Consider the following 13,981-nt stretch of genomic DNA (forward strand, 5'->3'; position numbering starts at 1 on the left):
TATCTTAGAGAGGTTCTGGATATTGCGGCGTATACAGATAATAACCTTGCCAAGGTTGGGGTCGTGGGTTCGAATCCCATCGCCCGCTCCAGTTTACCGGGTAAACAAAAAGCCGCGGCTCGCCGCGGCTTTTGTCGTTTCAGGCACCTTGCCTTGCTCAGCTGGCCCGACTTGCTTCGCAATCGTCTTGCCCGTGCGCCTCCCCCATCAGATCGAATGGTTGCCGCTTTCCGCCGGCTCTCTCGGTGCCACCCACCAGGAGGGAAGCCGCGCCGGCCGGCCGATGAAAAACCCTTGCGCGATATCGCAGCCCAACTGCTCCAGGTACAGAAGCTGCGCCTGCGTCTCCACCCCTTCGGCAACGGTGGTCATGCCGAGGCTGTGCGCCAGACCGATGATGGCACGCACGATGGCGGCATCGTCCTCCGACTGGCCGATATTGCGCACGAAGGACTGGTCGATCTTCAGCCGCGACACCGGAAAGCGCTTGAGATGGGTCAGCGAGGCATAACCGGTCCCGAAATCGTCGAGGGCAAGGCTGATGCCGAGCCGTCTGAGCGCGGTCAGCGTCTCCGCGATCCGCTCGGCGGAGCGGTCGAGCAGCACGGTTTCCGTTACCTCGAATTCCAGTTGCCGCGGGTCCAGTGCGTATCGCGCCAACGCCTCCGCCACATAGTCGGGAAAGTGCGGGTCCTTCAGCTGCGAGGTCGCGAGATTGATCGCAAGCTGGCCCGGAGCGCTCCGCTCCCCGGCCGCCTCGGAAAAGGTCGCAAAGGCCCGCTCCATGATCGCCCGGCCAAGCACGCCGCCGAGCCCGAGATCTTCAGCGATGCCGATGAATTCGAGCGGGCTGATCGTCTGCCCCGCATGCTGCCAGCGCGCCAGCACCTCGAAGCCGACGATGCGGCGGTCGCCGAACCCCAGCTGCGGCTGAAAGGCGACATCGATCTCTTCTGCCGATATCGCACGTCGCAGTGCATCGCCGAGTTCGTGGCGGCGTTCCAGCCGCCGCCGCAGCTGCGGATTGAACAGGGTCCAGCCGTTCCGGCCCTGGGCCTTCGACTGATAGAGCGCGATATCGGCATTCTTGATGATGTCGGTCGGCGTGTCGCCGTCGGCCGGAAACAGGGTTACGCCCATCGAAATTCCAGGTCGCATCATCCGGTCGCCGAGCCGGGTGCGCGCGGTCAGCGCCTTGTGCAGCTTCTCTGCCATCCTTTCGGCCGCCAGTTCGTTCGCAAGACCCGTCAGCAGCACCGCGAATTCGTCGCCTCCCAGCCGCGCAACGACGTCTCCTCGCCGCAACAGGCGACGCAGCCGCTGCGCCACCACCCGCAACAAGGCATCGCCGGCATCATGGCCAAGCGTGTCGTTGATCGACTTGAAGTGATCGAGATCGATGATGACGAAGGCTCCGACCCGGTCGCGGGTGCGCTTGCCCTGCAGTGCCTTGTCCAGTTCGCGCGTCATCACCGACCGGTTGGCGAGCTGCGTCAGCCCATCCGTCTCGGCGGTGTGGCGAATGGCCAGCTCGGCCTGCTTCAGCGCGGTAATGTCGGTGCGCGCGCCGACGATGGCACCGCTGGTAGAACGCCTTTCGCTGACCTGCAACCAGCGCCCGTCCGACAGGAGCTGGATACTCGGCTCGCTTGGCGGATTGCGATGGATCTCAATGCGGTTCAGGATCCAGGCTTCCCTCTGCTCCTCCGTCGCTCCCGGATCCATATACTGTCCCGCCGCCACGCCATGGCGCAGGATGTCCTCGAACGGCGTGCCTTCTCGGATGAGCTTGGCCGACAGCGCGTAATAGTCGCGATAGGAGCGATTGAAGAGGATCAGCCTGTCCTCGGCATCGAAGGCCGCAATCGCATCGGGAATGGTCTCGATGACATCGTGCAGAAGCGCCCGCGCCTCGACGAGTTCGGTCACATCCGTCTGCACGCCGACGAAACCTTCCGGCTCCGCGCCCTCTTCCCGGATCGGCCGGATGTCGAGATCGAGCCAGTAGCGGCGGCCTGTTCGCGACTGGTTCAGCACCTGCACCCGCACGGGACGCCCCTCGGCGATCGCCGCGCCCATCTCCCGCACGGTTTCAGGGTCGGTTTCAGGGCATTGCAGCAACGCTCCGGGTTTCTGGCCGAGCACCTCGGCTTCCGAATAGCCGGTCAGGCGCTCGAAGGCGGTATTCACCCAGCGAACCCGGCCGGCCCGATCGCACACCACGACCGCATTGTTCGTCGCCCGGATGACGATGTCCGAGCGCCGTAGCTGCTCCGCCATGGTTTCGCGCCGCGTCACGTCGCGGGTCACGCCCCGATAGCCGAGAAACCGGCCGTCGGGCGAGCGGCGCGGCCGGCCGTTGACCTCCACCCATATCGGATCACCGTTGGTGCGCACTCCGGGAAAGATGAAGTTCACGATCGGCAGTTGCCGCGCCACCGTTTCCGCATAGTCCTTCCAGAGCGGGTCGGTCCCCGGATCGCCGTTTGCCACCTCCCAGCGGGTACGGCCGATCCACCTGGCGAAATCCAGTCCGAGCCGCTCCCCGTCGCCCATCACGCTGGTGAACCGGTGCTCCTCGTCCGTCTCCCAGACCCAGTCGGAGGAAACGGCAACGAATTCCGCCAGCCGCTGATGCGCCTCGTTGAGCCTGCGAACCGCATCCGTACGGGAAGTCTGGTCGACCGAAACGCCGACACCGCCGAGGATCACCCCATCGGCCATCACCGGTTCGATGGAGGTTTCGGAGACGACCCGGCCGCGCGAGGTTTCCATCTCGCGGCTGTAGTGAACGCGCTCGCCCCCGATCACCCTGAGATGCATCTCAGTCCAGGCCTGCCCCTCCTCCGGGCCGAGGCCCGCCTCGCTCGGCAACAACCCGACGGCACTGCCGTGGGTCTCCCGGTCGATGCGATTTTGAAAAACATAGCGACCGCTGCGGTCGAAGATCCAGGCAGAATGAGGGAGACAGTCGAGCACCGCGGTCAGGCCACGGGTGCTTTCGAGAATCCCGGTCTCCTGGGCGGAGGCGGGCTCGGAGGAAGAATCGTCCCGATCCATCTTGCATCCCGTTCGGCGGATGTTGCCGCGCCGATTGAGGTCTCGGGCCGCAGCCTACCATCCAGCGTCAATCCTGTGGCCTGTCGTGGGCAGGCTGTTTGCACGGTCCTGACGCCTGCCCTTTTCGTGCAAGCGTCTCCCAGGCCGAAGCATCCGCATCCTGGTTCGGAAGCCGTCGCCCCGAGGCCGCACATGTACGAATCGCCCACCTGTCGAAACTTGCATGACCTGCTGATTTCTCAAAGCGACAAGTAGCGGATCGACCGCCTTCCACCCCTCGCGAGCGGCAGAGAACGCGACGGAAGGCTCGCTGTGGCGGCAGCGTCATCTCGCCGTTACACGCGCCGCCTATCACTTGGCTCGGAAGTTTTGACGTGCCTGCGGCGTTGCGCCGCACGAAGCCCGGGGCTAACAATATGGAAACGCCGTTTCGTCGGCCGAAGAAAAACAGCGTGTATCTTGCGATGCACAGCTGTGCAAAGGGTGGAAAATGACGCAAGAGGGCTTCCTGAACATCGCGGGCCTGTCCGCGGGCTATGGCGCAACGCGGGTGCTCGACGGTCTCGACCTGGCCATCGGCCAGGGAGAGTTCGTCGCGCTGCTCGGCTCGTCCGGCTGTGGCAAGACCACCTTGCTGCGCGCCATTGCCGGCTTCGTGAAGCCCTCCCGCGGCAGCATTTCCGTCGACGGTGCCGACGTGACGCGCCAACCGCCGGACAAGCGCGGCATGGCGCTGGTCTTCCAGTCCTACGCCTTGTGGCCGCATATGACGGTTGCCCAGAACATCGGGTACGGGCTGAAACTGCGCGGCCGCTCCAAGGCCGAGATCGCCCGACGCGTCGGAGAGCTGGAAGACCTGCTCGGCCTGTCCGGCCTCGGCGGGCGCAAGCCCGGCGCCCTGTCGGGCGGCCAGCGCCAGCGCGTCGCGCTCGGCCGGGCACTGGCGATCGACCCGCAGATCCTGCTGCTCGACGAGCCGCTCTCCAATCTCGACGCCCGCATCCGTCTCAAGGTGCGCCACGACATCAGCGCGCTGCAGAAGCGCCTCGGCATCACCGCCGTGCATGTCACTCACGACCGCGAGGAGGCCATGGTGATGGCCGACCGCATCGTCATTCTCGACCGTGGCCGCATCGCCCAGCAGGGCACGCCGCAGGCGCTCTACAACCGCCCCGCCTCGCCCTTTGTCGCCGCCTTTATGGGGGCGGAGAATCGGATCGATCTCACCGGCCGGATCGCCGGTGACCGGGTGATCGTCGCGGCCGGCCCCGCCAATGCGGCAGCCGACCTGCCGCTGGACGGCCGCCCGCTCGCCGATGGGCCGCTGGAGGGTCGCTTTCGCGCCGAGGCCGCATCCATTCTTGCCGGCGAAGGCGACGGCACCGCGACCCGCGACGCGCTGGAACTGCCCGGCCGGGTCGAGGCGGCGAGCTATCCGGGCGGCGCCTGGCGCCATTCCGTGCGGGTCGGCGAGGACACGCTGCTGGTCGACAGCCCCGAACCCTTCGCGCTCGGCGCGGCGGTGCGTATCCGCATCCCCGCTGAGGCGCTCTTCCTCTTCGTCCGGCAGGGACGCCCTGCCGGCCCCGAAGGCTCCTTGAGCGACGGCACCGAGGGCCGCGTCCTGGAAGCATCCGAGACTTGAACGTCAATGATGTCTAGAAAGCGGAGTACCGACATGAGGAAACTTCTTTCGGCGACGCTGGTGCTGGGCCTTGCGTCCGCGCCGGTGACGGCGGCCGAACTGACCGTGATCACGGCCGGCGACCAGAACATGGTCGACTACATCAACGAGTATCTCGGCCCGATCTTCGAGGAGCAGAACCCGGGTCACACGGTGCGCGCCGTCGGTACCGGACCGGGCGATGCCGGCTCGCAGAAGATCCTGGAGCGCTTCGAGGCCCAGAAGCAGGCTGGCAGCGAGACCTGGGACACGGACGTTGCCGTCGTTCACGAGAAGTTCGCCGGCCCGATGGTGTCCGGCGGCTATCTCGAGGCCTATCGCGACACCATCTCCACCGGCAAGCTGGTGACGCGGTCGAATGCCGACATGGCGCTCGGCTCGAACGTCAAGGGCTACGTCATGCCGATGTTCAACAGCCAGACCGCGCTCGCCTACAACCCGGCCCTGCTGCCGAACCCGCCGAAGAGCTACGAGGAGCTCGCCGCCTGGGTGAAGGAGAACCCGAAGCAGTTCGGCTACAACGGCATCAAGGGCGGCGCCTCGGGCGTGAGCTTCGTCATGGGCTGGGTCTACGCCTTCGGCGAGGGCGACGCCGGCAAGCTGATGAACGGCCCCTTCGAGGAGGCCGAGACCACCAAGTGGGACGCCGCCTTCGATGGCCTGAAGGAGTTCACCCAGAACGCCACCCTGACCCCGGGCAATGCCGGCACGCTCGACCTGCTGTCGCGCGGCGAGATCGCCATCGGGCCGGTCTGGGTCGACATGTTCTACTCCTGGCAGGCCAACGGCCAGCTGCCGCCGGAATTCAAGCTGGTGCTGCCGGCGCCCGGCATGCCCGGCCAGCCGATGCACTACGTGATCCCGGCCAAGGCTCCGAACAAGGAGCTGGCGGAGAAGTTCGTCGAGCTCGCCACCAGCCCGAAGGTGCAGGCGGAAGGCATCGTCAAGCGCTTCAACTGGTATCCGGGCATCGATGCGCAGCACGTCCAGGCCGAGCTCGATGCCGAGACCTGGAACAAGCTGTTCACGGACGTGTCTCCGGAAGACCTCGCCAGCTACGGCAAGCCCTTCCCGATCGCGCCCTACAACAACGCGATCCTGGAAGCCTACGAGGCCAAGGCCGCGAACTGACCCTCACCGCAAAGGCCGCCCGGTTTCCCCGGGCGGCCGCCACCGGATCGACGCCACCATGCCAAGACGCCTGCTCGGACTGCTTCTCGTCCTGCCCGCCCTGACGGTGATCCTGTTCCTGTTCGTACTGCCGCTCGCCCTTTCGGTGGTCGGCGCCTTCGAGACCGAGGCAGGCTACGGGCTGGACAACTTCACGAAGTCCTTTGCCCTCTATAGCTCCGACATCCTCTTCACCGTGGTGATCGTCAGCCTGTCGACCTGCCTGATCGGGCTCTTCTCGATCGCCATCGGCGGCTATCTGACGCTGGGCGAAAACCCGCGCGCCGTGGCGATCCTGCGCTGGCTGTACCGGTGGCCGCTGTTCATTCCCTTCATCGTCGTCGGTCAGGTGCTGCGCACCTTCCTCGCCAAGAACGGCTTGATGAACAACATTCTCGTCGGTGCCGGCCTCATCACCCCGCTGCAGGCGGTGAGCTTTCTCGACTGGCGCGGCATCGTCATCGCCTTCGTGTGGAAGCAGACGCCCTTCGTGACGCTGCTGCTCGCCGGCGCCATGGCCTCGGTCGACCGCGGCACCATCGAGGCGGCCCGCAATCTCGGCGCATCGCGGCTCCGCATCCTGATCGAGATCCTTGTGCCGCAGGTCGCCACCACGCTGATGGTCGGGCTGGTCCTGTCCTTCGTCACGATGATGTCGGTGCTCTCGGTGCCGCTGATGATCAACGCCCAGTCGCCGACCATGCTGACCGCCGACATCGCCTTCCGCATCAATGCCTATGGCGACTATGGCGTCGCTAATGCGCTCGGCCTGATCTCGCTCGCCGCGACCGCCTGCGTCGCGTGGTTCTATCTGCGCCAGAGCATGAGGGAACGCGGATGAGCGCCTCGTCGCCCCCCTTCGCGCGCAAGGCCGAGCCTGCGCGCATCCGCCTGGACCTTTGGTGGGTGCCGCGCGCCATCGTGCTCGGCCTCATCGCCTTCATCATCTTCGGTCCGTTGACCAACCTCGTCCTGTGGACCGTCGCCGAGCGCTGGTATTTTCCCCATGCGCTGCCGCTCGAATACGGCTTCAGCTACTGGGAGCGGGTGTTCTCGCCGCGCGGCAACGCGATGGAATCGCTTGCCAACAGCGTCCTGGTGGCGAGCCTGACGGTGGTTCTGGCCATCGCGCTGGCAGTGCCTGCCGGCTATGCGCTGGCGCGCCTGCGCCTGCCGTTCCGGGCGCTGATCCTGCTGGCCTTCCTGATCCCGCAGGCCTTCCCGAACCTGCCGGTCTACGTCAACATCGCCCGGCTCTTCTACCAGATCGGCCTCAACGGCACGGTCATCGGCGTCGTCCTGGTACATGTCACCCACGGGCTGGTCTATGCGGTCTGGATCGCCACTGCGGCCTTCTCCGCCGTCGACAGCGAGCTGGAACAGGCGGCCCGCTCGCTCGGGGCCGGCGCCTTCCGCGCGTTCCGGGACGTGACGCTGCCGCTTGCCGCCCCGGGGCTGCTGGCGAGCGCGATCTTCGTGTTCCTGGAATCCCTCGACGAGTTCACCGGCAGCTATTTCGTCGGCGCCCCCGATGTGAATCTGCTGCCGCTTCTGCTTTATACCGCAGGGGCAGGCGGAAACTATCAGGTGGCATCGATCACGGCACTGTTGCTCCTGATCCCGTCCATTGCTTTCATGCTCGTCGTCGAGCGATTCCTCAGATCCGACGTGCTGTCGAAGGTTGGCCATTGAAACGGGACCAGGGCGACAAGACCCCCGCACGGCGCTTCATCAGCGCGCAGCAGGTGGCACAAAAGGCCGGCGTATCGCGCTCGGCGGTCTCGCGCGCGTTCACGCCCGGCGCCAGCATCGCACCGGAGACCCGCGAGAAGGTCATGCAGGCGGCGGCCGAGCTCGGCTATCAGGTCAATGACCTGGCGCGCGGGCTGCTCGCCAATCGCAGCCGCCTCGTCGGGCTGATCGTCACCCGGCCCGAAGTGGGATTTCGCGCCCATCTCGTCTCCGCCCTGACACGGGCGCTGATCCTGCGTGGCAGCGTGCCTCTGATCATCAACACCGGCAGCCTCGAGCAGGAGCTTCAGGCGGCGCAGAACGCCCTGTTCGGATATCGGGCCGCTGCAACGATCATCCTGTCCGGCTCGCCCCCGGCCTCCTTCGTGGAGCTGGCCCGGCGCAACGGCCAGCCGCTGATCATGATCGGGCGCTCCGAGCCCGACTGCGATCACGTGCGCATCGACAATACCGGCGCGGCCCGAGCGGCCGCACGGCTCTTCGTCGAACGCGGCTTCACACGCCTTGCGGTGGCCGGTGTCTCCTCGGCGACGCCCAGCCTTGTCGAACGCGAGAAAGCCTTTGCGGACGAGGCCCAACGCCTTGGAGCCCATGTTGCCCGCGCTCACGGCGAGGAAGCGAACTATGCGGGCGGCCAGCAAGCCGCCGACGCGCTGTTTTCTCCCGATGCGACGCCCCGAAGACCCGAGGCGGTCTTCTGCGTCAACGATCTGGTCGCCATCGGCCTCATGGACCGGGCACGCAGCCGCTTCAGCCTCGACATTCCGCGCGATCTCGCCGTCATCGGCTTCGACGACATTCCCGAGGCCTCCTGGGACTCCTACCGGCTCAGCACCTTCCGGCAGGACCCAGAAAAGATGGCAGAAGGTGCCGTCGCCCATCTGGAGCGACGGTTGACCGACCTGGATGCGCCGCCCTCGACCCTGAGGCTGGAAGCCACTTTCGTGGAACGCGCGACGACGCCCGGACGTTGACCGCTCAGCCTGCCTCAGCGGCTGGCCAGGTCTGCCGCCGAAGGCAGAAAGATGCTACCTGCGGGGGACACGCCTCGGCGGAGCATGTTTCACCACACGGAGGACGACATCATGAGCGCTGACAACCGGCGAGCGGTAATCCGCCAGTTCACCTGCCTCGACGACAATTTCGGCGTCCTTGTCCATGTGCCGGAAAGCGCCAGCGGACCGGGCGGCACCATCGCCATCGACGTGCCTCACCCCGATCCCTACAAGGAGGTGCTGAGGGAGACCGGCTGGACGCTGACGGACATTCTCGTCACTCACCACCACTGGGACCATGTCCAGGGGCTGGAGAAGCTCAAGGCCGACACAGGCGCCCGCGTCACCGGCCCCGCCCTGTCGCGCGACAAGATCGCCGGGCTCGACGCCTTTGTGGAAGACGGCGACGAGATCACGGTCGCGGGGATCGCCTTCAAGGCGATCGGCACGCCCGGCCATACGCTCGACCAGATCTCGTGGTGGGCGCCGGAACTCTCCTTCGCCCATACCGGCGACACGTTGTTCTCGCTTGGCTGCGGCCGCATCTTCGAGGGCGATCCGGCGATGATGTGGGCTTCGCTGGAAAAGCTCGCCCACCTGCTGCCGCCGCAAACCTCCATCCATTGCGGCCACGAATACACTCTGTCCAACGCCCGCTTCGCGCTGACTGTCGATCCCGACAACGCCGCCCTGAAGGCGCGGGTTGCCGAGGTGGAGAGCCTGCGGCAGAAGGGCCTGCCGACGCTGCCGACGACGATGGCGGCGGAACTGGCGACAAATCCGTTCCTGCGCCCCGGCGACCCTGCGATCCGCAAGCACCTGGGCCTCGAAGGGGCAAGCGATGCGGCGGTCTTTGCCGAGATCCGGCGTCGCAAGGACACGTTCTGACCGCTTGCTGGAGCCGACCGCCATGTTCGACCCTGACATGACCGCCGCCGAGATCATCTCGATGCTCGGCCTCACGCCGCACCCCGAAGGCGGGCACTACCGGGAGACGTTCCGCGACAGCGAGACGGATGCCGCGGGCCGTGCCCGCTCGACCGCCATCTACTATCTGCTGGAGGCGGGCGAGCTCTCGGCCTGGCACCGGGTGGATGCGGTCGAGATCTGGCACTGGCACGCCGGCGGGCCGCTCGCCCTGACCATCTCGGAGAACGGACACGACGCCCGCGCCCTGCATCTGGGAAACGACCTTGCCGCCGGCCAGCACCCGCAAGGCATCGTACCGGCAGGAGCGTGGCAGACGGCCGAAAGCCTCGGCCGCTGGACGCTGGTCGGTTGCACCGTGGCGCCCGGCTTCGAGTTTGCCGGCTTCGAGATGGCGCCTCCCGGCTGGCGGCCCGTTCCACGCGGCTGAATTTCGGCGCGGAACCGCAGCGCTTCGGGGTTTCCCGGCTTGCGCTCCGGCACCCAAAGGCTACAGTGCGCGCGAATTTCACCAGCGGCGACCTGCCGGCCCGTGCCGGCGCACGGATCGCCGCAACCCGCCTCAACCTGCCCAGGACTGGAACTACGGACCCCATGGCACACAAAGACATCAAGAAGGTGGTGCTCGCCTATTCCGGCGGCCTCGATACCTCGATCATCCTGAAGTGGCTGCAGACCGAATACGGCTGCGAGGTGGTGACCTTCACCGCCGATCTCGGTCAGGGCGAAGAGCTGGAGCCGGCGCGCAAGAAGGCCGAGCTGCTCGGCATCAAGGAAATCCACATCGACGATCTGCGCGAGGAATTCATCCGCGACTTCGTCTTCCCGATGTTCCGTGCCAATGCGGTCTACGAGGGCGTCTACCTGCTCGGCACCTCCATCGCCCGTCCGCTGATCTCCAAGCGGCTGATCGAGATCGCCCACGAGACCGGCGCCGACGCGATCGCCCACGGCGCCACCGGCAAGGGCAACGACCAGGTTCGCTTCGAGCTGTCGGCCTACGCGCTCGACCCGGACATCAAGGTCATCGCTCCCTGGCGCGACTGGACCTTCAAGTCCCGTACCGACCTCATCGAATTCGCCGAGCAGCACCAGATCCCGGTGCCGAAGGACAAGCGCGGCGAGGCGCCGTTCTCTGTCGACGCCAACATGCTGCACTCCTCGTCCGAGGGTAAGGTCCTCGAGGATCCGTGGGAGGAGCCGCCGGCATATGTCTACCAGCGCACCGTCGACCCGATGGAGGCGCCGGATGTCCCGACCGAGATCACCATCGGCTTCGAGAAGGGCGACGCCGTGTCGCTCAACGGCGAGAAGCTGTCGCCGGCAACCCTGTTCGCCAAGCTGAACGAGTATGGCCGGGAGAACGGCATCGGCCGCCTCGACCTCGTCGAGAACCGCTTCGTCGGCATGAAGTCGCGCGGCGTTTACGAGACGCCGGGCGGCACGATCCTGCTCACCGCCCACCGGGCGATCGAGTCGATCACTCTCGACCGCGGCGCCAGCCACCTGAAGGACGAGCTGATGCCGCGCTATGCGGAGCTCATCTACAACGGCTTCTGGTTCTCGCCGGAGCGCGAGATGCTGCAGGCCGCCATCGACAAGAGCCAGGAAAAGGTCGCCGGCGAGGTCCGCCTCAAGCTCTACAAGGGCAACGTCATCGTCGTCGGCCGCCAGTCGCCCTACTCGCTCTACTCCGAGGAGCTGGTGACGTTCGAGGACGATCGCGGCGCCTACGACCAGAAGGACGCGGCCGGCTTCATCCGCCTGAACGCCCTGCGCCTGCGCACCCTGGCCAAGCGCGACCGGCTGAAGTGACATCGCACCCGGCGCGGGATGCAGTCTGGCTCGCCGATCTCGGCGACCGGCTCGCTCGCGCCGGGTTTCGCCTGCTCGGCCGGTTCGAACCCGCCCCGGACGACGGGATGCCCGACGCAAGAGCAGGCCATGCTGCCCGTGCCGTGTTCGTTGTCGGCAGCCTTTCCAACGCCCTCTTCGAAATCTTCGCACGCAGTCCTGAAGCGGCCGACGGCCTGCCGGATCCGCTGGATCGCTTCACCCGCCGGGTCCTGACCCGGCTGGCCGAGAGCGAGGGCCTCGGCATCGTCTTTCCCTTCGAAGGCCCTCCCTACCACCCCTTCCAGCGCTGGACACTGAGGGCCGGCAGCTTCTCGCGCTCGCCGATGGGCGTGCTGGCGCATCGCACATTCGGCCCCTGGGCAGGCCTGCGTGCAGCCCTCCTGTCGCCGGAGCCGCTGGCTGTGCCCGCAGCGTCACCCGCGGACGGCCCCTGCCCGACCTGCTCCGACATGCCGTGCATGTCCGCCTGCCCGGCCGGCGCCCTGTCGCAGGCCGGCTATGACGTGCCGCGCTGTCTGGCCTATTTGCGGGCGAACCCTACCGCGCCCTGCCATGCCGGCTGCCTCGCACGGCATGCCTGCCCCTTCGGCCGCGCGCATGCGCAGTCGGCGCAAGCCGGCAGCTTCCACATGCGCAGCTTTCTCAGCTGAACTGGCGCGATCCGGGCGGCTGGGACCTCAGCGGTCGCGGACAGCAACGAACCGGGCAAGCCCCGCAAGCGGCGCCGCGCGAGCGCCATACGGGGCAAGCAGCGTCTCCGCCTCGCCGACCAGACGGGAAAGCTCCGCGCGCGTCCACTCGGCGCCCTTGAGCGCAACCAGCGTCGCCTTGCCGGCGGCCGCATCCTTGCCGGCCGCCTTGCCGAGCGCGGCCGCATCGCCCTCGACGTCGAGCAGGTCGTCGGCCAGCTGGAACGCAAGGCCGATCACCTCACCGAACCGGGTAAGCCGCTCGATATCCTCATCAGATGCCCCGGCAAGCCGGGCGCCGGTGCGCGCCGCATAGCGGATCAAGGCGCCGGTCTTCATCGACTGCAGCAGGCGGATCTCCGCCTCGCCGAGCGTGCTGTGTTCGGCTGCAAGATCGAGCATCTGCCCGCCCGCCATGCCGCCGACACCGGCGGCGCGCGCCAGGTCGCGCGACGCCGACAGCCGGACGTCGGCGTCCACATGCACCCGCGGATCGGCGACGAGATCGAAGGCCAGCGTCAGCAGCGCGTCGCCGGCAAGGATCGCCGTCGCCTCGTCGAAGGCGCGGTGAACCGTCGGCCGGCCGCGGCGCATGTCGTCGTCGTCCATCGCCGGAAGATCGTCATGGACGAGCGAATAACAGTGGATGCATTCGAGAGCGGCGGCCGCGACGAGCACGCCCTCGTCGTCGCGGCCGAACAGCCGCGCCGCCGCGATCATCAAGCCCGGGCGCAGCCGCTTGCCGCCCCCGAGCGCCGCATAGCGCATTGCTTCGACAAGCCGGTCGGGGCGCGCCGGCTCCTCTTCGCACGGCTGCAAGGCAAGCAGGGTCTCGAGCATTGCCTCGAACCGCCCTGCATCGGCGGCAAGCTGGTCGGCGGCATCGGCAGTCACGGGAACGGCTCCGGAAAACCTTGAGGAACGGGGGCCGGCCTCGATCCGCCGGCGCCTCGCCTCAGTGTCGAAAAACCCGGCGAAGGTCAACCACCTCCAGGAAGGTTCGGTGGCGGCAGGCGACCATCTGTTGTCTGAGACATTGCCAACCTGTATTCCCTCGCCACAGTGTGGCACCGTGCGCGAGGGGATCGGCACGGCGGACGGCGGGGGCGAATGAGCGAAGGCGAAGTCAGGAGCGAGACGCGACGGCCGCGCCGCAGGCGCTTGCGACGGATCGTGCTGCGTACGCTTCTCGCCATTGTGCTGCTGCCGCCCGTCCTGACCCTGCTCTGGGCCGTGGTGCCGCCCATAAGCACGCTGATGCTCGCCCGCTATGTCCAGGGGCTCTGGGTCGACCGCGACTATGTGTCCCTCGACGCAATCTCCCCGCATCTCGTGCGGTCCGTCGTCGCCTCGGAGGATGCCCGCTTCTGCCAGCATGGCGGCGTCGACTGGGAGGCGCTGGAGAGCCAGATCGCCGCGCTGAACGACGGCGACGACGTGCGCGGCGCCTCGACCATCACCATGCAGGTCGCCAAGAACCTGTTCCTGTGGAACGACCGCAGCTATGTCCGCAAGGCCGTGGAACTGCCGCTGGCGCTGATGATCGACGCCATGCTGACCAAGCGGCGGATCCTGGAAATCTACCTCAACATCGCGGAATGGGGCGAGGGCGTCTTCGGAGCGGAGGCAGCGGCGCAGGCCTGGTTCGGCAAGCCCGCGAAGGACCTCGATCGTACGGAAGCCGCGCGCCTGGCCACCGCGCTTCCCAACCCGATCGCCCGCAATCCGGCCCGGCCGCGCCCCGGCCACGACCGGCTGGCGCGGATCAATCGCGGCCGGGCCGCGGCGATCGAGCCGCATCTGGACTGCATCCCCGGTTTCGGCCCCTGATCGCGACGTAAAGAATC

Annotated in this window: 12 protein-coding genes and 1 tRNA gene; 11 read left to right on the forward strand and 2 right to left on the reverse strand. The window is 67.0% G+C overall.

The genetic code is table 11. From position 1 onward, the window contains the following. Positions 1-24 precede the first annotated feature (24 nt). Positions 25-91 (forward strand) — tRNA-Ser (locus tag GH266_RS12835). 116 nt (positions 92-207) lie between these two features. On the opposite strand, the gene GH266_RS12840 is transcribed toward GH266_RS12835, so the two are convergent. Further along, a complete protein-coding gene (locus tag GH266_RS12840; RefSeq protein ID WP_158194176.1) occupies positions 208-3,060 on the reverse strand; it encodes a bifunctional diguanylate cyclase/phosphodiesterase in 2,853 nt (950 codons plus the stop codon). A 490-nt stretch (positions 3,061-3,550) separates the two neighbouring features. On the opposite strand from GH266_RS12840, the gene GH266_RS12845 reads away from it, so the two are divergent. The 9 genes from GH266_RS12845 to GH266_RS12885 all read left to right on the forward strand — a co-directional run bounded on the left by GH266_RS12845 (position 3,551) and on the right by GH266_RS12885 (position 12,095). Beyond that, on the forward strand, positions 3,551-4,705 hold the full coding sequence (locus GH266_RS12845; RefSeq protein WP_158194177.1) for an ABC transporter ATP-binding protein: 1,155 nt from the start codon (positions 3,551-3,553) through the stop codon (positions 4,703-4,705). Positions 4,706-4,738: 33 nt separating this feature from the next. Then, positions 4,739-5,875 carry an ABC transporter substrate-binding protein gene (locus GH266_RS12850; protein WP_158194178.1) on the forward strand — a complete coding sequence of 379 codons (1,137 nt, stop codon included), beginning with the start codon at positions 4,739-4,741 and terminating at the stop codon, positions 5,873-5,875. A 58-nt stretch (positions 5,876-5,933) separates the two neighbouring features. After that, a complete protein-coding gene (locus GH266_RS12855; RefSeq protein ID WP_158194179.1) occupies positions 5,934-6,755 on the forward strand; it encodes an ABC transporter permease in 822 nt (273 codons plus the stop codon). Continuing rightward, a complete protein-coding gene (locus tag GH266_RS12860; RefSeq protein WP_158194180.1) occupies positions 6,752-7,606 on the forward strand; it encodes an ABC transporter permease in 855 nt (284 codons plus the stop codon). Before GH266_RS12855 ends, GH266_RS12860 begins: the two co-directional genes overlap by 4 nt. Further along, complete coding sequence (locus GH266_RS12865; protein ID WP_158194181.1) at positions 7,603-8,640, forward strand: LacI family DNA-binding transcriptional regulator; 1,038 nt, start codon at positions 7,603-7,605, stop codon at positions 8,638-8,640. Before GH266_RS12860 ends, GH266_RS12865 begins: the two co-directional genes overlap by 4 nt. 111 nt (positions 8,641-8,751) lie before the next feature. Beyond that, a complete protein-coding gene (gene gloB / locus GH266_RS12870; RefSeq protein WP_158194182.1) occupies positions 8,752-9,549 on the forward strand; it encodes a hydroxyacylglutathione hydrolase in 798 nt (265 codons plus the stop codon). 37 nt (positions 9,550-9,586) lie between these two features. Next, on the forward strand, positions 9,587-10,018 hold the full coding sequence (locus GH266_RS12875; protein WP_158196192.1) for a cupin domain-containing protein: 432 nt from the start codon (positions 9,587-9,589) through the stop codon (positions 10,016-10,018). Between the two features lie 164 nt (positions 10,019-10,182). Continuing rightward, the gene (locus tag GH266_RS12880; RefSeq protein WP_120269978.1) at positions 10,183-11,403 is read left to right on the forward strand and encodes an argininosuccinate synthase; all 1,221 of its coding nucleotides are present in this window, start codon (positions 10,183-10,185) and stop codon (positions 11,401-11,403) included. After that, complete coding sequence (locus GH266_RS12885) at positions 11,400-12,095, forward strand: hypothetical protein (protein ID WP_199270315.1); 696 nt, start codon at positions 11,400-11,402, stop codon at positions 12,093-12,095. Before GH266_RS12880 ends, GH266_RS12885 begins: the two co-directional genes overlap by 4 nt. Before the next feature lie 27 nt (positions 12,096-12,122). Here the strand turns inward: GH266_RS12885 and GH266_RS12890 are convergent, their stop codons facing one another. After that, positions 12,123-12,974 (reverse strand): polyprenyl synthetase family protein, encoded by an 852-nt coding sequence (locus tag GH266_RS12890; protein ID WP_158196194.1) that lies wholly within the window; start codon positions 12,972-12,974, stop codon positions 12,123-12,125. Between the two features lie 270 nt (positions 12,975-13,244). On the opposite strand from GH266_RS12890, the gene mtgA reads away from it, so the two are divergent. Then, positions 13,245-13,964 carry a monofunctional biosynthetic peptidoglycan transglycosylase gene (mtgA, locus tag GH266_RS12895; protein ID WP_158194183.1) on the forward strand — a complete coding sequence of 240 codons (720 nt, stop codon included), beginning with the start codon at positions 13,245-13,247 and terminating at the stop codon, positions 13,962-13,964. Positions 13,965-13,981: the final 17 nt, after the last annotated feature.

This window comes from Stappia indica, assembly GCF_009789575.1.
Taxonomy (GTDB): Bacteria; Pseudomonadota; Alphaproteobacteria; order Rhizobiales; family Stappiaceae; genus Stappia; species Stappia indica_A.

Coding starts and splice junctions, on each gene's coding strand:
- GH266_RS12845 (WP_158194177.1), top strand. CDS start 3,551: ATGACGCAAGAGGGCTTCCTGAACATCGCGGGCCTGTCCGCGGGCTAT.
- mtgA (WP_158194183.1), top strand. CDS start 13,245: ATGAGCGAAGGCGAAGTCAGGAGCGAGACGCGACGGCCGCGCCGCAGG.
- GH266_RS12880 (WP_120269978.1), top strand. CDS start 10,183: ATGGCACACAAAGACATCAAGAAGGTGGTGCTCGCCTATTCCGGCGGC.
- GH266_RS12850 (WP_158194178.1), top strand. CDS start 4,739: ATGAGGAAACTTCTTTCGGCGACGCTGGTGCTGGGCCTTGCGTCCGCG.
- GH266_RS12860 (WP_158194180.1), top strand. CDS start 6,752: ATGAGCGCCTCGTCGCCCCCCTTCGCGCGCAAGGCCGAGCCTGCGCGC.
- GH266_RS12890 (WP_158196194.1), bottom strand. CDS start 12,974: ATGCTCGAGACCCTGCTTGCCTTGCAGCCGTGCGAAGAGGAGCCGGCG.
- GH266_RS12855 (WP_158194179.1), top strand. CDS start 5,934: ATGCCAAGACGCCTGCTCGGACTGCTTCTCGTCCTGCCCGCCCTGACG.
- gloB (WP_158194182.1), top strand. CDS start 8,752: ATGAGCGCTGACAACCGGCGAGCGGTAATCCGCCAGTTCACCTGCCTC.
- GH266_RS12840 (WP_158194176.1), bottom strand. CDS start 3,060: ATGGATCGGGACGATTCTTCCTCCGAGCCCGCCTCCGCCCAGGAGACC.
- GH266_RS12875 (WP_158196192.1), top strand. CDS start 9,587: ATGACCGCCGCCGAGATCATCTCGATGCTCGGCCTCACGCCGCACCCC.